This window comes from Salinimicrobium sediminis, assembly GCF_900215295.1.
Taxonomy (GTDB): Bacteria; Bacteroidota; Bacteroidia; order Flavobacteriales; family Flavobacteriaceae; genus Salinimicrobium; species Salinimicrobium sediminis.
This window is the reverse complement of the sequence record NZ_OCMF01000002.1, coordinates 554,538-572,541: the sequence shown is the minus strand read 5'-3', so window position 1 is coordinate 572,541 and position 18,004 is coordinate 554,538. Positions and strand designations below refer to the sequence as shown.

The following is an 18,004-nucleotide window of genomic DNA, read 5'->3' as shown; positions in this document are numbered from 1 at the left end:
TAAAGAACATGTTTATACAACAGGCATTTAAAGCAAGAACAGAATGGTGGCGTTATTTAGTTGGCCTTATCATAGTTTTTCTTGGGTGGCAATTATTTGGAGCCATACCTTTTATGGCAGCCCTTTTCTTTGAGGCCGGCCCCGAGGTCCTTACCCTTACCCAGTCAGAGATGTTCAAGGTGCTGGATTCGAACTTAAATTTTTTCCTGTTACTGCTTACTTTTGCCGTAGGCCTTGCCGCACTTTTTTTTGTGATTAGATTTTTGCACAACCAAAAAATCAAAGATGCCACTACCAGCCGAAAAAAAATAGATTGGGGCAGGTTCTTTTTTGGCTTCAGTATTGTTGCTGTCTTTACAGTTGTAACTACGATCATTGATTACAACCTGCAACCGGAGGACTACCTTTGGAATTTTGACATGGTTCCATTTCTTATCCTTGCAGCTATTGCTTTGATCATGGTTCCCTTGCAAACCAGTTTTGAAGAATACCTGTTTAGGGGTTATCTCATGCAGGGAATTGGAGTTCTTGCCAAAAATAAATGGCTGCCTTTAGTAATAACTTCGGTTATTTTTGGAGGAATGCACATCTTTAATCCCGAAGTGGAAAAACTGGGATACATCATTATGTTCTACTATATAGGTACAGGGTTCCTGCTTGGAATCATGACCCTTATGGATGAAGGACTGGAGCTGGCCCTTGGCTTTCACGCCGGAAACAATCTCATCGGTGCTCTCCTTGTAACGGCCGACTGGACTGCATTTGAAACGAATTCTGTGCTAAAGGATGTTTCTGAACCCACAGCAGGCCTGGATATCCTCCTTCCAATTGTAATTGTCTATCCTGTTTTTCTCTTTTTAATGGCTCGCACCTATAGATGGAACAATTGGAAAGAGAAGCTTTTTGGAAAGGTATATCCACCGGAAACCTTAAAATATTCTGAAGAAATCTAGTTTTCCTCTGCAATTTGTTAACTTTATAATTCAGGCAGTTAAACTTTATTAAAGTTATGCAAAATGAATTCAGCTTACCCGAGACACATCCCGATTTCAGGTTAAACGGCCTGTACTATACCAATGAGGATCTGGCCGCGGTAGCTTATAGTTTGATTAAGGAAGGGGAACCCTATGAAGGCCAGGCGGGCAATTTTTTACTGGACTGGTTGAATGATAAAGATTATGTTGAAGTAAAAACTTCCGGCTCTACCGGACCTCCAAAGAGAATAAGGATCAGGAAACAACAAATGATCAATAGTGCCCGTGCCACGGGCAAATTCTTTGATCTGGGACCCGGAACTACAGCCCTGCATTGTCTTCCGGTCAACTTTATTGCGGGGAAGATGATGCTTGTAAGAGCCATGCTTCTTGGTTGGAAACTCGACCTGGAACTTCCCAAAGCCAATCCGTTGGATCGTATTTTCAAGATCTATGATTTTTGTGCGATGACGCCGTTCCAGTTGGATAACTCCCTTAGCAGGTTACATTTGATCAAAAAACTAATTGTTGGAGGAGGAGCAGTGTCAAGTAATCTCCGGAATCTGGTGCAGGAAATAGGTACAGAGGTATACGAAACCTATGGGATGACCGAAACCGTTTCCCATATTGCTGCCCGGCATGTCAATCCAAAGAAAAAGATCAAAGAAGACCCCGTGCCTTTTACGGTGCTTCCAAATGTAAGTATCAGTACAGATGACCGCGGCTGCCTGGTCATTGATGCCCCGCAGCTTACCGATGAGACCTTGATCACCAATGATGTTGTGGAACTGCTTTCAGAAAAAACATTTATCTGGAAAGGCAGGATAGACAATGTGATCAACTCCGGCGGAGTAAAATTACATCCCGAAGAGATAGAAGCCAAGCTTGCACCTATCATTGCTCACCGGTTCTTTGTGACTTCCTTACCCGATGCGGCATTAGGAGAAAAGCTGGTCCTTATGGTAGAGAGCGAGTTTTCTGAAGTTGCTCTAAACAACCTGGAACGGGAGATTAAAGCCTGCCGGAAACTGGGTAAGTTCGAAGTGCCTAAAAAGATATATTTCGTCGAGAAGTTTGAAGAAACTCCCAACGGAAAGATACATCGCGCCAACACTCTAAAAAGCAGAATGGCCTAAACCTGCATTTTGAAGTAGTAGTCCAGAGAATGCTTTCCCGAACCGTAATAGATAAAGAAGGCGGTAAGCGCCAGGGCAACTACTGCCAAAATTAAATTTCCCCAGTGCATTACTCCCATAAAATTTATAAGTATAGCTCCAAACAGGATTGGCAACTGTGCAATAAGCGCCCAGCGGGTAAGTAATCCAAAGGCAATTAAAAGGCCACCTACCAAATGTGCGGGAGCGATATAATGTATCAACAACATTACTCCCCCATAACCTTTAAGAGGTCCAATAAGTTCGGTAAGCATGTGAGTTTGTGCAACGAATTGAATTCCTTTTAAGAAAAAGAAAACTCCCAATACGATTCTCAGCAGGTCAAGCGGATAATAGGTATGCGCATTGGCCCATTTGTTTAGGGATTTGATAGACATCATAGCTCCTGATTTAGAAACTATAATTTACTGAAAATTAGTGATTTGAAAAAGCGGAGAAGAAAATTTTACACAATATCCTTGACAGCGGTTGCTTTTTCTGGTAGAGTAAGCGGCACGGATTGCAAATCCGCCATCCATCGAAAAACCCTGTCAGCGGTTTTAGATCCTGACAGCGGTTGGAGGTAAGAATAAGGAATCAGCACTGAATGCAAATCCGGGCCATCCATGGGAAAACTCTGTTACCGGTTTTAAACCCTGACAGTGGTTGGAGGTAAGAATAAGGAATCTGCACGGATTGCAAATCCGCGCCATCCATCGAAAAACACTATCCGCGGTTTTAAACCCTGACAGTGGTTGGAGGTAAGAATAAGGAATCGGCACGGATTGCAAATCCGCGCCATCAATAAAATTTGTGGTGTGAAACCTAATTACAGATTCTTTCTGTTAATATAGAATTCCTTCTCCATGACTTCAATTTCTTCCGGAGAAGAAACCTTTACTTCTAATTTTTGCCATTGGTCGGAAGGATGAAGTCGCACTTCTTTACCTTTGAGAATCACATCCACCGGCATATCAAAATTCTCTACATCTGCCTTCCATCGAAATTCTGTCTTTTTGCCTTTCTTGCGGAATTGTAATTCCGGGATTGATTTATTCCGCAGGTATTGATCAAAGACCGGCTGCAGGTCATATGCAATAGCCTTATTGAAAAAAGCTTCGGTTTCCTGAGTGGTAATGATCTTGTGACGGTAAGTTTCAGTATAATTTTTTAAGGTTTTCCACCATAGTTCGTCATTGTCATAGATACTGCGAATGGTGTTCAGCAGATTTGCACCCTTGGCATACATATCACCCGAGCCTTCACTGTTGACACCGTAATGTCCGATGACCGGCTTTTGATTTCCTATTCCCCGCCGGGTTCCCTGTAGGTATTCCAGAGCCTCTTCTTTCCCCCAGCGGCATTCGATATAAACAGCTTCCGAATAGGAGGTGAAGCCTTCATGGATCCACATATCGGCAATATCTGCTGCTGTAATGCTGTTTCCAAACCATTCATGGCCTGTTTCATGTATAATGATAAAATCCCATTTAAGGCCGATGCCGGTGCCGCTTAAGTCCTTGCCCAGATAGCCCATTTTATAATCGTTTCCGTAGGCTACAGCACTTTGGTGCTCCATGCCCAGGTAAGGGGTTTCCACCAGTTTAAATCCATCTTCTTCAAAGGGATAAGCGCCAAATTTCTCATAGAAGCAGTTCATCATAAACTTCACCTCCTCAAATTGTTTTTTTGCCTTTTCCAGGTGGTATGGCAGCACGTAGTAATCTAAATCCAGGTCTCTGAATCTGTCCTCAAAATGAACATAATTAGCAATATTGACCACTACATTATAATTGTTTATAGGACTTTCTACTTTCCAATCCCACCGTGTATAACCGTCCTCCAGCACTTCTTTACCTACAAACCTACCGTTGGATACGTTCATCAATTCATGAGGCACTGCCACCTGGATCAAAACTTCTTCGGGTTCATCGCTTTGATGGTCCTTGTTGGGATACCAAAGGCTGGCTCCGGTCCCCTGAACTGCCACAGCAATAAAATGATTTCCTTCCTTGTCTTTATCAAAAACAAATCCGCCGTCCCAGGGTGCGTTTTTGGCTACTTTAGGATTTCCGGAATAGAAGAATTGTATTGAATCTATACTGTTTTTTGTCACTTTTGGCTGGAGATCAACAAATACGGCATCGTACCTTCTGTTGAATTTCATCTTTTCTCCCTTGTACAAAATGGAATCCACCTTCATGTTCTGAAAAAGGTCCACCTGCATTACCGGAAGATCTTCATCAGCTTTAAAACTAATAGTGTTATACCCGGAAATGAACCTTTCATCCGGTTCCACCCGGACATTAAGATGATATTTTTGAACATCATAATTTCTTTCCGGCCGCAGGGAACCCCGAAGGGTATCGGCCTCAGTAAAGGTAATTTTATTGGAAAGCACCTGGGCCTGAATAGGGGCAATAACCAGGATCAGTAAAAAAAGGAGGGCAGAAATTCTCATTTTGGAAAGGGAACTTAGGTTTGGATCACACCAAGGTTAAAATCTTTTTCAATAGGAGCATGGTTGGCAGCTTCAATACCCGTAGAGATCCATTTCCTGGTGTCCAGGGGATCGATCACCGCATCTGTCCACAGATGTGCTGCAGAGTAATAGGCCGAAGTTTGCCGGTCGTAGCGGGCTCTGATCTGTTCGAATACTTCCTTCTCCTTTTCGGCATCTACTTTTTCTCCTTTTTTCTCCATGGAAGCTGTTTCGATCTGCGCCAGTACCTTTGCAGCCTGGGTGCCACCCATCACAGCAAGTTCGGCGCTTGGCCATGCAAAAATGAGGCGTGGGTCATAGGCTTTTCCGCACATCGCATAATTACCCGCACCGTAAGAGTTTCCAATGATCACTGTGAATTTTGGCACTACGGAATTACTTACCGCATTTACCATTTTTGCGCCGTCCTTTATGATGCCTCCATGTTCGCTTTTGCTACCCACCATGAAACCGGTCACGTCCTGAAGGAACACCAACGGAATTTTCTTTTGGTTACAATTTGCTATAAATCGTGTGGCTTTGTCGGCAGAATCGGAATAGATCACTCCGCCAAATTGCATCTCTTTTTTTGCATTTTTGACGATTTTGCGTTGATTGGCAACTATTCCCACTGCCCAGCCGTCAATTCGGGCGTAGGCGGTAATAATAGTTTGCCCGTAACCTTCCTTGTATTCCTGGAATTCAGAATCATCTACCAGCCTCGCAATGATCTCGTGCATGTCATACTGCTCATTCCGAAGTTTGGGAAGTATTCCGTAGATCTCCTGCGGATCTTTAGCCGGTTTTTTTGGAGATTTCCGGTTGTAACCGGCCTTATCATAATCCCCGATCTTGTCCATCAAACCTTTGATAGTGTCCAGGGCGTCTTTATCATCTTTAGCTTTATAGTCGGTCACCCCGCTGATCTCGCTGTGAGTGGTAGCGCCTCCAAGAGTTTCATTATCTATGGATTCTCCAATCGCTGCTTTTACAAGATAGCTTCCGGCGAGGAAAATACTTCCGGTTTTCTCTACGATAAGAGCTTCGTCGCTCATGATAGGCAAATAGGCGCCCCCGGCAACACAGCTGCCCATAACGGCAGAGATCTGGGTGATCCCCATACTGCTCATAACAGCATTGTTCCTAAAGATCCTTCCAAAGTGTTCTTTATCAGGAAAGATCTCATCCTGCATGGGCAGGTAAACTCCGGCGGAATCCACCAGATAAATAATAGGTAAACGATTTTCAATGGAAATCTCCTGAGCTCTCAGGTTCTTTTTTGCAGTTATAGGGAACCAGGCGCCCGCTTTTACCGTGGCATCATTAGCAACCACAATACACTGTTTTCCAGAAACCTTTCCAATCTTCACCACCACACCGCCACTGGGACAGCCGCCATGTTCTTCATACATACCATCTCCTGCAAAAGCCCCGATTTCAATGGCTTCTTTTTCATCATCCAGCAGGTAATTGATCCGCTCACGGGCAGTCATTTTGCCCTTTTTGTGATGTTTTTCTATACGTTTTTCCCCGCCACCAAGTTTAACCTGTTTAAGGCGGTGGTTAAGATCTGAAACTAATAATTTGTTGTGGTCTTCGTTTTTATTAAATTGAATATCCATTGATAAGGTTAAAGAGTCGGTTTAAAATGTATGAGAGGCTCAACAGCCTCTATTTTTTCAATGCTTGCTAAAATACAAAAACCCGCTAACTATAAATCTTTAAAATAATATTTAAAATTGCGACCTTTGTCATATTAGCACCGGCATCGCTTATATACTTTTGCCCTCCGGGAGCCTGCTGCTCCTGTAACCTTTACTTTTTTTGCAATATGGGAATGAACAAGAATTCAATTTTTGCCTGGGCATCATTTTGTATGCTTTTAATCGGTATAGCCCTTGTCCTTCTTGGGGTACTAAAATATCAGGATTATGCTATTGGTTTTTCCACGGTGGGTATAGGTTTTTTTGTAATGTCCTGGGCTTTTAATGCCTTAAAAGGAAGGGTTTAAAAAATAACATTCCCCTTAGATTAGTAATATTTCTCTTTTTCTCTCAAGAAGAGGATATCCTTTTTTCTAAAAAATCAGAAGTTAACTATTCTCCCTGGAAAATTTTTAAAATTTATATAAGGGTAATTTGTATCTTTTCATATCTACTTTTCTCATTTAAACTTACTTCCCCAAACGAGAGGTAGGCTGATTTAAAATCCCCTTTTTGATTTAATATTTTCAGCAGTAGTTGTTGTTTATAAAATAAAGAGGTGAGTGCAAAACTTAAAACTATAGGGCTGCATATTCTTTTCTGGATATTGGTAGTCATGTATTTTGCCTGGGGGTTTGGGCTGGGAGTGGATCCAATGAAGTCGATCCTGAATGCCATGTTTTTTCTTCCGGGGCATCTTATCATGGTTTACAGCCTTCTGTATTTTTTAGTCCCCACTTTTCTTTTACACCGAAAATATCTTCAATTCTTTTTGGGATTTATATTTCTCATCATGGTCTGTGGAATCTATACAGTTGTTGCTCAATTGTCTTTAACCAGTGATCCACGCCTGCAGGGAGCAAGCTTCACCGTTGGGAGAAATATACTTCCGTTTATACACATTGCAGCAATTGCGGCTTCTATAAAACTTCTGAAATACTGGTACCTGCAAAGAAAACAAACGATAGAAGCCGAACAGCAGAGAACAGTAGCAGAACTTAGACTGCTAAAGACGCAACTTCATCCTCATTTTTTATTTAATACCCTCAATAACCTCTACTCCCATACCCTGGAATTTTCACCGAAATCTCCTCAAATAGTTCTGAAATTATCAGAATTGCTAAGGTTTATGATATATGAAAGCAATACCCACAGAATATCTTTAGCCCGGGAGGTGGAACTTTTGCAAAATTATATTGCTCTGGAAAAAATGCGTTATGGCGACAGACTGGAACTTTCTGTAAGTATTTCCGGAAATATAGAAGCATTTCAAATTGCTCCTCTGTTACTGCTTCCGTTTCTTGAGAATGCTTTTAAACATGGGACCAGTAAACAAATAGATCAATGCTGGATAAGCTTCCATTTATCTTTGGATGGATCGCTTTTAAAGTTTGTTCTCATCAATAGTATTGATCCTGAACCAGGAAAAGGAACAACAAAGGGTGGAATTGGTCTTTCCAATGTCATGAGAAGATTGGAGATCCTTTACAAAGGAAAATACAGGCTGGTTAAAGAAAAACTGGAAGAAGTTTATGTGATCAACCTTGAGCTGGAGGTAGAGATCCTGGAAGAGCAGTACCTGGATAATTTGCAATTAACTAAATCTATCTGAAAATGATTTACAGGTGTTTGATAGTAGATGACGAACCACCTGCGGTGAAGGTTCTTGAAAAGTACATTGAAACTGTTCCTCAACTCGAAGTTTGCGGAACCTGTAAGAATGCCTTTGAGGTCCTGAATTTACTCTCGGACAGGAAGATTGATATTCTGTTTTTAGATGTACATATGCCGAAATTATTTGGAACAGAATTGTTGAAGACCATTCCTCAACCTCCAAAAGTAATATTTACCACGGCTCACAAAGAATTTGCAGTTGAAGCTTTTGAACTTAATGCTGTAGATTACTTGCTTAAGCCCATCTCCTTTGAAAGATTCTTAAAGGCTGTAAATAAGATTTTGCAAACCAATGTGCCTGTTGCCGAGACAGCGTCTTCTCCTGTGAGTTTCGTCTATTTTCGATCGGAAAGAAAAATGATTAAAGTGTTTTTAGAAGAAATACTTTACGTGGAAAGCTTTCGGGATTATGTGGTAATACACATGAAGAAGGGACGTGAACTCAAAGTAAAGATTCCTCTAAATCATGTAGAAAGAATGTTGCCAGAAAACCAGTTTATAAGAATTCACAGGTCCTATCTGGTATCTTTAAGCAAGATCACAGCATTTACAAAAACTGATGTGGAAATTAATAAAGTTGAACTACCTATCGGAAAAAGCTATACTCAAACCTTTCGTCGTTTATCCTACAATATTTCAGATTTGCCCGATGGGGTAGCAGAAAGATGAATTCAAAAGAAAAGTCCGGCTATTGAGCCGGACTATCTAAAAAGGGTTCAGATTTTTTCATGAGATCTTCGTTATAAAACCTTTTTAAGTTCCTGTAAGTTATTTTTAAAAATATATTCCCCCAGTTCTTTGCCTTGTTTTTCTCCAACCTCGACTGCATGCCTAAAATGAAATCCAATATATATTCTTGAAATTGCATTTTCATAGGACATTTGAGAAAAACTTGATAAGTGTCGTTCCGCAGTAGGAAGATTGTAAGGACTGGTGACAGTCAGATCAATTTTATCCTTTTTAAAATACTCTATAAAAACTGCGGCGGCAGCAGCACCGGTATAGGCATGTGTTGATGGAAATTCGGGGTAGGCGGTGTGGTAAAATTAGATGTCCACTCCAGATCTCCTTCAGTTTGATCAATTCCATCCATGTCTCCTGCTCTTATGGCAGAAATAGGCCTCCAAAAATTGAAATAATACTTTCCTTCAAATGAAGCAATATAGCCATCCATTACGGCCATTTCAACAAGGGCTATAAGACGTGCAGCTTCCCAACCATCCAGGTCTTCCTGCGCTACCAGGGTTCTTGCCACCCTGTTCATTGAACTTGCAGTACTCTCGATCCAGAAGGCGCCAATTTCGGTTTGCTCAGCTGTTCTTAAAGGGCAGGTGGTACAACCCAGAGATTTTACTTCATTATAATCCGCCAGGTATGCTGCGGAATTTAGAGCATTAGGCGTTTCATTCCTAAATTGATCTCCGGAAAGTGCTCCAAAAGGAGTAAGGTCTCCTAAAGTAGGAGCATAAACTGCATTAGCAGGCCACATTGGGGTAGCATTAATGAAAGGTGGCCAGTTCGACTGATAGTCTCCGGGTTCTGTCGTGCCAACAAAGGTTTCAAAGCGCAAAGGGAAATCATTTGCTCTTTTTTCAAACATAGCAGCTGCAGCATCCTGTCCAATGAGAATTCCCCTGGTTTTTAATTCTGAATCCTCAATTCCGGAAAGGATCGAGGTTAGTAGATCATCGGCAGCAGCCTGCGCATCGGGATAAAGAACAGCAATCATATCTCTCGCAGCTTGAGATACCGCTGCATCGGCAATGGAATGAATGTTCTTTTTGGAAATGTCACCTGCATCAACTCCTATATTATCCAGGGCATAAGTTTCATATTTTGGAACTACATTATTCAGTGCATCATGCATAGCCAAAGTAACCATTGCATAAATCTTGGCCTCAAATGGCTGGGGCAATGAGTTGTCTATCGAATTACTTAAAAATTCGTTCCAGGTGAGAACTGTCTCATTACTGTAAGATTTAATCATCCCGTTATTATAATTTTTAACGGCTTTAAGATCGGCAGAAGCAGATCGATCAAGATCCACTATCTCGAGTTCATCTTTTTCACAAGCTCCAAGGCTACAAACAAGAAGTACTACTCCCAGAAATTTTAGTTTTGTTTTCATGACCATAATGTTTTGATTTACATGAATTTAGGGTCAATTAGGAGATGAAAAAAGGAGTGTAGATATATATGCAATTCCCGGTGACAAAGGATTGATTTTGGAAGATGAACTTATTTTTTCTCTACCTGGAATTTTAATTATTAGAAAATTTTAATTGTAACTTATGCTTCCTGAAACCTTATGTAAATCTCTTAAATGAATTCCAACAACCTCCTTAAAAAGCAACTCCAAACTCACCTTCTGGGAGGGGAGGCATTCATGCCTGTTGACGAGATGCTTAAAAAGATTTCTTTTACAGACATTCATTTTAGGCCCAAGGGACTTCCTTACTCTTTCTATGAGCTTTTCTACCATATGTGTTTCACGCAAGATGACATTCTGGAATACTGCACAAATTCGCTTTACTCACCTCCTTCCTGGCCGCAGGATTACTGGCCCGACAAAGTAGCCCCGGCTAAGGAAACTGAATGGAAAGAGCTGCAACAAAGATTTTTCGAAGGCCGGGAAAAATTAGCCGCTTTAATTGATAGAGTTGAACTGGATGATCATGTGCCTTCCAATGAGCATCACAGCTTCTTTAGAGAGATAATGCTGGTTATTGAGCATACTTCTTACCATAGTGGACAGCTCCTCATCATCCTGAGGCACCTTGGACTCCATCCCTCCTGAAATTCTTAAGCAGCAGTAATAAAATCAAATCTAAAATTGTGATATTTGTCTGTTAATTAGAATTAGAGGAAGGATTAAAGACTTTCTGAAGAATAAACTGAAAATTTATATTTATGGCAGACGATAATAAAGTGATTTTCTCCATGAGTGGGTTGACCAAAACCTACCAGGGAGCAAATACTCCGGTACTAAAGAACATCTATTTAAGTTTCTTTTATGGAGCAAAGATTGGGATCCTTGGTCTAAATGGATCGGGTAAATCTACCTTGCTGAAGATCATTGCAGGGGATGAAAAGAACTATCAGGGGGATGTCGTATTCGCGCCGGGTTACACCGTAGGTCTTTTGGAACAGGAGCCAAAACTTGATGATGAGAAAACAGTTTTAGAAGTTGTTAAAGAAGGTGCCGCAGAAACCGTTGCGATCCTGGAAGAATACAACAAGATTAACGACATGTTTGGGCTGCCGGAAGTTTATGAAGATCCCGATAAAATGCAGAAGCTTATGGATAAGCAGGCTGCCTTGCAGGACCAGATCGACGCCAGCAATGCCTGGGAACTTGATACCAAGCTGGAGATCGCCATGGATGCACTTCGAACTCCCGAGCCCGATAAAAAGATCGGAGTACTTTCCGGAGGGGAGAGAAGAAGGGTAGCACTTTGCCGACTACTGCTTCAGGAGCCAGATGTGTTGCTGCTGGATGAGCCTACCAACCACCTGGACGCCGAGTCTGTCCTTTGGCTGGAACAACACCTTCAGCAATATAAAGGAACTGTGATCGCCGTAACTCACGACCGTTACTTCCTGGATAATGTTGCGGGATGGATCCTTGAATTGGATCGCGGGGAGGGAATTCCCTGGAAAGGAAATTACTCTTCCTGGCTTGATCAAAAAGCAAAACGTCTTGCCCAGGAACAAAAGCAGGCCAGCAAACGTCAAAAGACTTTGGAGCGAGAATTGGAATGGTCACGTATGGCACCAAAAGGAAGACAGGCTAAACAAAAGGCCCGACTTAACAACTACGATAAATTGTTAAGCCAGGACCAGAAAAAAATGGATGAACAGCTGGAGATCTACATACCAAATGGTCCGCGTTTGGGAACTAATGTGATCGAGGCCAAAGGGGTGAGCAAGGCCTTTGGAGATAAACTGCTGTATGATGATCTTAATTTTAAACTTCCGCAGGCGGGGATCGTTGGAATCATTGGGCCTAACGGGGCAGGTAAGACCACGATCTTTAAAATGATCATGGGCGAAGAGAAACCCGATAAAGGTACTTTTGATGTAGGAGACACTGTAAAGATCGCCTATGTAGATCAAAGTCATACTAATATAGATCCCGAAAAAACCATTTGGCAAAACTTCAGCGACGAGCAGGAGTTGATCCTTATGGGCGGCCGACAGGTTAACTCAAGAGCTTACTTAAGCCGATTTAACTTCAGCGGAAGTGAGCAAAACAAAAAAGTAAGCAAACTTTCGGGAGGTGAGAGGAACCGCCTTCACCTGGCGATGACCTTAAAAGAAGAAGGAAACGTATTGCTGCTGGATGAGCCTACTAACGACCTTGATGTGAATACACTTAGAGCTTTGGAAGAAGGTCTGGAGAATTTTGCAGGTTGTGCAGTGATCATATCTCACGACCGTTGGTTTATGGACAGGGTGTGTACTCACATCCTCGCTTTTGAAGGAAATTCTGAAGTGTATTTCTTTGAAGGAAGCTTCTCTGAATATGAAGAGAATAAAAAGAAACGTCTGGGAGACCAGGCTCCAAAAAGGATCAAGTATAAAAAGCTGGTGAGATAATGCCTTTTTTGAAGGTATGGAGAAACTGCTTTGGAAGAAATTCTAAAGCAGTTTTTTATTGGAGTCTTGACTCAGGTCGATCTTTAGCTCTTTTGCCATTCTATCTATAACATCCTGGTCGGCTTTATTGTCAATGCTTTGTTGGGCGTCCTGCAGCAATCTTTTTGCCTCCCTGTCTAAAACATTATAATAGGAACTTTCGTTTGCCTGCTGTTCTTGAAGATAGCTGAACATCTTTCCCAACTTTTGAACCACTACAATATCATGTTTACAGTAGGTTCTAAGGGAGGCCAAAAGATTGTAGAGTAACTCCTCAAAATTCACAGCTCTTTCACAGGCATAGGTTTTGCCTTCTGAAGATATGTATGAGACATCACTTTTTAGCATCCTCATCCTTAGCAGCTCTGTAAGGTAGTCTATGGCATTTAAGGCTGTCCCGGGGTCATTTATTCCGGGAGACATGGCTTTTGCAATTACTTCGGCGATCTGTTTAAAAGCCAAAACGTAATTATTGCTCACAAGCTCTTCTCTGGCGAAATGAAAATATCGGAGAATGCCCTTAAGTTCATCCTTCGAAAGGTTTTTTTCACTGCGGAATAATGGAATCCCCTGAAGCGCGAACATGCCCCGCACAGGAAGAATTTCTATTCGGGTTTTATGATCTTTGCAGAAATTTAACAGTGGATCCCTGGAAATATCTCTGAAATAACCACTGGTCTCGGTATAATATTCCTTCCAGGTGGAGGTGTCGGGGAATTCCGTCGACTGCTCAGATTCCCGCTCCAGGAGGATCTTCAGCCTATCTTTTGCCGTAAGGTAGATCTTGTCAAGAATAAAAGTAATCTGGATACTTTGGGAAATAGTGTGGATAAAATAAATAAAGGCGCAGATACAGATCACTGTTGCTAAAATACCCACCAGGACCGAAAAACCCGGAATCTGGTATTGATCTCCTGTAGGCTGAATAGAAAAAAGAATGAAGATGCAAAAGAGGATACTTGAGAGATAGATCCCTAAAATGATTTGATGTTTATGGTCTGAAATAAGTCCGGGAAGAAGTCGGGGAGAAAAGTTCGTGGAGGCCTGGTTGAGAAGCACCATAACCATTGAAAAACTAAAAACCATCATCGAGATGAGTCCGGTGATACAGGCGCTTAAAATGGTTAGGGCAGTATCTCCGTTATTTACCACAAGTATCGGGATGTTCTCGACAAGATAACCTGAGATTCCCCTTTCCTCCAGGTACAGCATTATAAAGGCAAACAACAGTCCCGAGAGCGCAAATAGCGTTGGGTAAAAAGCGATTTTACTCTTGATATTGCGGTAGATGGAGGCGAGGCTTGAAAAAAGGTTCTTCATGCTGTAGGATAATTAAAACCCCGCTCAAGCGGGGTTTTTAACTTATTTCTTTTGTTGTTATTCCGCTGCGTCTTCAGGGTACCAGTTTGCAAGGATCACTTCAATATCCTTATTGCCTTCATTCACGAGCTGCTTGAATTTTTCTACATCTGCCTTCCCTTCTGTTCCCCTAAAATGATAAGGATACACCTTGTCTGGTGCAAATTCCAACACCGCGTCTGCAGCTTTTTCCACGGTCATGGTATAGGGCAGGTTCATCGGGATCAATGCAATGTCGATATCTTTAAGCTGTCGCATTTCAGGAATATCTTCGGTGTCTCCTGCGATATAAAGCCGCTGTCCTTCACTTTCAATTACGTAGCCATTTCCGCGGCCTTTAGGGTGGTACTGTTTGGCTTCTTCTCTTAAATTATACATGGGAATGGCTTCTACAGTAAAATTCTGCAGGCTCTTCTTTTCGCCATTGTTCATCACCTTCACCTTTGTTGCCAGGGAATCGGGCAATTCATCTTTTACCGCCTGGGGCGCAATGATAGTTATATTTCCTAATTCCAGCCCCTGAAGAGTTTCAGCATCCAAGTGGTCGCCGTGAATGTCTGTGAGTAAAATTACATCTGCAGAGTCTTGTTCAGAATAAGTATCTGCGCCTCCAACAGGGTCTACATATATCGTGGTATTGTTCCACTTGATGATCATTGTAGCATGAGAAACTGGTATTACTTCCACCTGTGCGGTTTCCATGGTGTCACGGGTTTCACGCGCCTCTTCCTGTGGCACTGTGGACTCTGTTTCTTCAGAATTATTTTTACATCCGGTAAAGAAAATGCCTGCCACTAAAAGGTAAATGATATGTCTCATAAGTAGTTGTTTTTGTTAAAATTACAACTTTATGAGTCCTTTAGCCACAGCTTTAGTAATTCTTTAGGAAAGCGGCAGCTCCATTTTTATGTCGCCACGGGCGTAAGGATTCTCCCCTTCAATGGGAATTTCCGTAAATCCGTATTTCCGGTAGATATAGATCGCGTTCTCAAGTTTGCGGTTAGACCAGATGATCAGTTTTTTCCAGCCCCGGCTTTTTGCGAAGTCAATGGAATGGACCATAAGTTTTTGACCTATCTTCTTTCCCTGTGCTGCGGGTACTACTGCCATTTTTGTAAGTTCAAAAATACCTTCCTCAATTTTCATCAGGGCCACGGTGCCTATGATCTTATCATGTTCCCGAACAAAAAAGATATTTCCCCCGGGTTCTATAATGTATTTTTCAGGTTTACCCAATACCTCCTCATCATGAGGTTCTACCCAAAAATACTTTTCCAGCCATTCGATGTTCAGATCTCTGAAATCTTTGGCATATTTAGGTTCAAATGAAATGATCTCCATGAATTAATTTCCGATTTCTTTTTTTTGCCAGGGCCATTTGCCCTCAAGTTCAACCTGCAAAGAAAGGCTTAAGAAGGTTCTTATTACTACAATGACTGCAAGTACGAGTACATTATCCATCGTAGGAGCCGTGCTTACTGTAGCTATAATGTCGCCTGCCACTAAAAATTCCAGGCCTAACAAAATTGCTTTTCCCAGATCATGCCTAAAGGTGCGGTAAGTGCTTCCATCCTCATGTTGATTAAAGAAGTATCTCCATAGTGCAAAAAAAGGCCCAATGACCATGACTAAAACTCCTGCAACTTCGATGACCAAAGCAGCCCATTCTACGTAAAATTGTACAGTTTCATGCATATTATCGCTCTTGTAAAAAATCGGTAGCCAAATAGCTCAGCGCCTTTCCTGTTGGATAGTTTGTGGCTGACATTGCCTCACAAATATGAAGATAACAACAATTTTTTTCTTTTGCAGCTATTTTCAAATAGCTTCTTACCTCGTCGATGCTGAATCCTGCGGGTGAAGCGGCACTGCTGGGGAAATTTGCTATTGCGTCGCAATCAAGTTCGAGGCCGAACTTTTCTCCTTTTACAAAATCCAGTGCCTGCCGGAATTTCCCTGGTCGCTCTTGCTGCGGAAGCTCTTCCAGGAGCCGGTACTGTATTGCTTCGGAAGCATTCATCTCGTCAAAAATGTACTGAGGTGTGTAATTTTTATGCAAGCCGAAAATAGAATACCTCTCTAAAAAGCCATTTTTAAGGGCATAGCTGAAGCCGTTCCCACTGTGTCTGTGTTCTAACCGGCGCAGATCTGTATGGGCATCGATGTTGAGCACATTAATAGTCTTTCCGGAAGCTTCCGCAGCACCTTTGAGATTTCCGAAAGCATTATTATGTCCGCCGCCAATGATAATGGGAAATTTCCCTGCCAAAATCACCTTTTTGACCACCTCGCTCACCATCACATCCACCTGCTCCACAAGATCTCCAAGCTTCTGAACATAATTGGGATCTGAAACATCTATGTTTCCCGCTTTTTGCATCAGTTCTGCAGTATTGATCTCTCCCAGCAGCACGATCTCTTCCCCGGAATTGTATTCATTCTCCTGCACATTCAGGAATGCTCTTAAAAAAGCTTCCCAGGCATTGGCTGTTCCGGCATTTCCGAAGTTCGCACTAACGCCTATATCTTCAGGAATGCCAAAAATAACAAATCGGGCATCAGTTTTTTCCAGCTCCTCAAGGCTCTCTACAAACTGAAACTTTTGCCCCAGCTTGGTCTCTCCGTTCCGGATTGCAATGAGTTTGGAGATATGTTTTTCAGAATAAAGCTTCAGGTGGTGCATCTATACTTTTTTACCGTTGATGTAAACCGAATTAATATGGTTGGCCCCAAAAGAATACGGCAAAAATCCGTAGGAGGGGATATCATCTGTAAGGATGAGGTTGGCAGCCTTGCCTTTGGTAATGCTGCCATGGGTGTCAAGAATGCCCATGGCGTAAGCAGCATTGATCGTCGCTGCGTTGATCGCCTCTTCCGGGTTCATTTTCATCTTGATGCAGGCCAGCGAGATCACCAGGTTCATGTTTCCGCTGGGGGTGCTTCCGGGATTATAATCGGTAGCGAGTGCCAGCGGCAGGTCATTATCCAGGATCTCACGTGCGGGAGTATATGGAATGCCAAGGAAAAGAGAGCAGGAGGGAAGCGCAACGGGCATAGTGTCACTGCTTTTTAGCGCCTCAAGATCTTCCGGCTCCATTACCTCGAGATGATCTACGGAAAGGGCGTTATGAGCCACGGCAGCTTTAATTCCACCAATCGCGTTGAATTGATTCACATGGATCTTCGGAATAAGACCAAACTTTTTGCCGGCTTCGAGCAACCTATGGGTATCTTCTACTGAAAAATAACCTTTTTCGCAGAAAATGTCCACATAATCTGCCAAACCTGCTTCGGCTACTTTGGGCAGCATCTCGTTGATGAGGAGGTCCATGTAACCATCTTTGTCGTTCTTGAATTCCGGAGGCAGGGCATGAGCTCCTAAAAATGTTGCCTTCACAGGAAGCTTGTAGTTCTGTTTCAGTTTGTGGATCACCCGCAGCATCTTTAGTTCGGCTTCTGTGGTGAGTCCGTATCCCGATTTTATTTCGATGGCCGTTGTGCCCATCTTGATCACTTCCTCCAGCCGCCTAGCCGACTGCAGGTAGAGGTCATCTTCCGAAGTTTCCTGTAATTTTTTAGCTGAATTCACGATTCCGCCACCTTTTTCAGCGATCTCTTCATAAGTTAAGCCGTTGATGCGGTCGACGAATTCCTGCTCGCGGTTTCCGGCGTAAACCAAATGTGTATGGGAATCGATCCAGCCGGGTAAAAGCATTTTTCCGGAGGCATCGATCACAGATGCATCTTCAAAAGTGGGAAGATCGGCCATCTTTCCGAAGTCGGCGATCTTTCCGTCTTCCACCAGCAACCAGGCGTTATCCAGCAACGGAAGTTCCTTCATTTCGCTGCCTTTTAGCGGCTTAAGGGTCTCTTCTCTAACCTGGACCAGTTGTTTTATGTTCTTAAAAAGCAATTTCATAACGTAAAGATAGAAAAGTAGTGAGAAACAGCAGGGGTTCGCAGGAATACCTCCTGAAAATGTCATTTTTGGCACCTCTTGTGTCTCGGTATTTCTTTTTA

At 42.4% G+C, this 18,004-nt stretch carries 18 protein-coding genes; 7 read left to right on the top strand and 11 right to left on the bottom strand.

From position 1 onward, the window contains the following. The first annotated feature begins 8 nt into the window (after positions 1 to 8). Both CRO16_RS10325 and CRO16_RS10320 read left to right on the top strand, forming a co-directional pair. Entirely contained in the window at positions 9 to 953 is a 945-nt protein-coding gene (locus tag CRO16_RS10325; protein WP_097056296.1) for a CPBP family intramembrane glutamic endopeptidase, read from the top strand. A gap of 56 nt (positions 954 to 1,009) precedes the next feature. After that, a complete protein-coding gene (locus CRO16_RS10320) occupies positions 1,010 to 2,110 on the top strand; it encodes an AMP-binding protein (protein ID WP_097056295.1) in 1,101 nt (366 codons plus the stop codon). On the opposite strand, the gene CRO16_RS10315 is transcribed toward CRO16_RS10320, so the two are convergent. The 3 genes from CRO16_RS10315 to CRO16_RS10305 all read right to left on the bottom strand — a co-directional run bounded on the left by CRO16_RS10315 (position 2,107) and on the right by CRO16_RS10305 (position 6,232). Next, on the bottom strand, positions 2,107 to 2,529 hold the full coding sequence (locus tag CRO16_RS10315; RefSeq protein ID WP_097056294.1) for a DoxX family protein: 423 nt from the start codon (positions 2,527 to 2,529) through the stop codon (positions 2,107 to 2,109). The two genes, CRO16_RS10320 and CRO16_RS10315, sit on opposite strands and share 4 nt — an antisense overlap. Before the next feature lie 428 nt (positions 2,530 to 2,957). Then, entirely contained in the window at positions 2,958 to 4,589 is a 1,632-nt protein-coding gene (locus CRO16_RS10310; protein WP_097056293.1) for a M1 family metallopeptidase, read from the bottom strand. 14 nt (positions 4,590 to 4,603) lie between these two features. Continuing rightward, positions 4,604 to 6,232, bottom strand: coding sequence for an acyl-CoA carboxylase subunit beta (locus CRO16_RS10305; protein WP_097056292.1), 1,629 nt, complete (start codon positions 6,230 to 6,232; stop codon positions 4,604 to 4,606). Positions 6,233 to 6,441: 209 nt separating this feature from the next. Between CRO16_RS10305 and CRO16_RS16330 the strand changes: the two genes are divergently transcribed. The 3 genes from CRO16_RS16330 (at position 6,442) to CRO16_RS10285 (ending at position 8,656) form a co-directional block, all read left to right on the top strand. Beyond that, complete coding sequence (locus CRO16_RS16330; RefSeq protein ID WP_097056291.1) at positions 6,442 to 6,621, top strand: CAL67264 family membrane protein; 180 nt, start codon at positions 6,442 to 6,444, stop codon at positions 6,619 to 6,621. A gap of 251 nt (positions 6,622 to 6,872) precedes the next feature. Continuing rightward, the gene (locus CRO16_RS10290; protein ID WP_143544508.1) at positions 6,873 to 7,925 is read left to right on the top strand and encodes a sensor histidine kinase; all 1,053 of its coding nucleotides are present in this window, start codon (positions 6,873 to 6,875) and stop codon (positions 7,923 to 7,925) included. 2 nt (positions 7,926 to 7,927) lie between these two features. Then, a complete protein-coding gene (locus tag CRO16_RS10285) occupies positions 7,928 to 8,656 on the top strand; it encodes a LytR/AlgR family response regulator transcription factor (protein WP_097056288.1) in 729 nt (242 codons plus the stop codon). A 71-nt stretch (positions 8,657 to 8,727) separates the two neighbouring features. Here CRO16_RS10285 and CRO16_RS16460 read toward each other — a convergent pair whose 3' ends face one another. Continuing rightward, the gene (locus CRO16_RS16460; RefSeq protein WP_394341399.1) at positions 8,728 to 8,961 is read right to left on the bottom strand and encodes a phosphatase PAP2 family protein; all 234 of its coding nucleotides are present in this window, start codon (positions 8,959 to 8,961) and stop codon (positions 8,728 to 8,730) included. Further along, a complete protein-coding gene (locus CRO16_RS10275) occupies positions 8,958 to 10,115 on the bottom strand; it encodes a vanadium-dependent haloperoxidase (protein ID WP_097056286.1) in 1,158 nt (385 codons plus the stop codon). The genes CRO16_RS16460 and CRO16_RS10275 overlap by 4 nt, the downstream gene beginning before the upstream one ends. Before the next feature lie 195 nt (positions 10,116 to 10,310). Between CRO16_RS10275 and CRO16_RS10270 the strand changes: the two genes are divergently transcribed. Both CRO16_RS10270 and ettA read left to right on the top strand, forming a co-directional pair. Beyond that, complete coding sequence (locus CRO16_RS10270) at positions 10,311 to 10,784, top strand: DinB family protein (RefSeq protein ID WP_097056285.1); 474 nt, start codon at positions 10,311 to 10,313, stop codon at positions 10,782 to 10,784. Positions 10,785 to 10,897: 113 nt separating this feature from the next. Beyond that, positions 10,898 to 12,586, top strand: a complete 1,689-nt coding sequence (gene ettA, locus CRO16_RS10265; protein WP_097056284.1) for an energy-dependent translational throttle protein EttA — start codon at positions 10,898 to 10,900, stop codon at positions 12,584 to 12,586. Between the two features lie 42 nt (positions 12,587 to 12,628). Here the strand turns inward: ettA and CRO16_RS10260 are convergent, their stop codons facing one another. The 6 genes from CRO16_RS10260 to hutI form a co-directional block, all read right to left on the bottom strand. Then, positions 12,629 to 13,945, bottom strand: coding sequence for a DUF2254 domain-containing protein (locus CRO16_RS10260; protein ID WP_097056283.1), 1,317 nt, complete (start codon positions 13,943 to 13,945; stop codon positions 12,629 to 12,631). 57 nt (positions 13,946 to 14,002) lie between these two features. After that, positions 14,003 to 14,803, bottom strand: coding sequence for an MBL fold metallo-hydrolase (locus CRO16_RS10255; RefSeq protein WP_097056282.1), 801 nt, complete (start codon positions 14,801 to 14,803; stop codon positions 14,003 to 14,005). A 63-nt stretch (positions 14,804 to 14,866) separates the two neighbouring features. After that, on the bottom strand, positions 14,867 to 15,325 hold the full coding sequence (locus CRO16_RS10250; protein ID WP_097056281.1) for a GNAT family N-acetyltransferase: 459 nt from the start codon (positions 15,323 to 15,325) through the stop codon (positions 14,867 to 14,869). Between the two features lie 3 nt (positions 15,326 to 15,328). Continuing rightward, a complete protein-coding gene (locus CRO16_RS10245) occupies positions 15,329 to 15,679 on the bottom strand; it encodes a DUF1622 domain-containing protein (RefSeq protein WP_097056280.1) in 351 nt (116 codons plus the stop codon). Position 15,680: 1 nt separating this feature from the next. After that, positions 15,681 to 16,667, bottom strand: coding sequence for a formimidoylglutamase (locus CRO16_RS10240; protein WP_097056279.1), 987 nt, complete (start codon positions 16,665 to 16,667; stop codon positions 15,681 to 15,683). Next, positions 16,668 to 17,903: an imidazolonepropionase gene (gene hutI / locus CRO16_RS10235; protein ID WP_097056278.1), complete on the bottom strand. Its 1,236-nt coding sequence runs from the start codon at positions 17,901 to 17,903 to the stop codon at positions 16,668 to 16,670. Positions 17,904 to 18,004: the final 101 nt, after the last annotated feature.

Bases quoted from the DNA above. Each gene is read 5' to 3' on its own strand.
- CRO16_RS10325 (WP_097056296.1), top strand. From the start codon at position 9: ATGTTTATACAACAGGCATTTAAAGCAAGAACAGAATGGTGGCGTTAT.
- CRO16_RS10320 (WP_097056295.1), top strand. From the start codon at position 1,010: ATGCAAAATGAATTCAGCTTACCCGAGACACATCCCGATTTCAGGTTA.
- CRO16_RS10315 (WP_097056294.1), bottom strand. From the start codon at position 2,529: ATGATGTCTATCAAATCCCTAAACAAATGGGCCAATGCGCATACCTAT.
- CRO16_RS10310 (WP_097056293.1), bottom strand. From the start codon at position 4,589: ATGAGAATTTCTGCCCTCCTTTTTTTACTGATCCTGGTTATTGCCCCT.
- CRO16_RS10305 (WP_097056292.1), bottom strand. From the start codon at position 6,232: ATGGATATTCAATTTAATAAAAACGAAGACCACAACAAATTATTAGTT.
- CRO16_RS16330 (WP_097056291.1), top strand. From the start codon at position 6,442: ATGGGAATGAACAAGAATTCAATTTTTGCCTGGGCATCATTTTGTATG.
- CRO16_RS10285 (WP_097056288.1), top strand. From the start codon at position 7,928: ATGATTTACAGGTGTTTGATAGTAGATGACGAACCACCTGCGGTGAAG.
- CRO16_RS10275 (WP_097056286.1), bottom strand. From the start codon at position 10,115: ATGAAAACAAAACTAAAATTTCTGGGAGTAGTACTTCTTGTTTGTAGC.
- CRO16_RS10270 (WP_097056285.1), top strand. From the start codon at position 10,311: ATGAATTCCAACAACCTCCTTAAAAAGCAACTCCAAACTCACCTTCTG.
- ettA (WP_097056284.1), top strand. From the start codon at position 10,898: ATGGCAGACGATAATAAAGTGATTTTCTCCATGAGTGGGTTGACCAAA.
- CRO16_RS10260 (WP_097056283.1), bottom strand. From the start codon at position 13,945: ATGAAGAACCTTTTTTCAAGCCTCGCCTCCATCTACCGCAATATCAAG.
- CRO16_RS10255 (WP_097056282.1), bottom strand. From the start codon at position 14,803: ATGAGACATATCATTTACCTTTTAGTGGCAGGCATTTTCTTTACCGGA.
- CRO16_RS10250 (WP_097056281.1), bottom strand. From the start codon at position 15,325: ATGGAGATCATTTCATTTGAACCTAAATATGCCAAAGATTTCAGAGAT.
- CRO16_RS10245 (WP_097056280.1), bottom strand. From the start codon at position 15,679: ATGCATGAAACTGTACAATTTTACGTAGAATGGGCTGCTTTGGTCATC.
- CRO16_RS10240 (WP_097056279.1), bottom strand. From the start codon at position 16,667: ATGCACCACCTGAAGCTTTATTCTGAAAAACATATCTCCAAACTCATT.
- hutI (WP_097056278.1), bottom strand. From the start codon at position 17,903: ATGAAATTGCTTTTTAAGAACATAAAACAACTGGTCCAGGTTAGAGAA.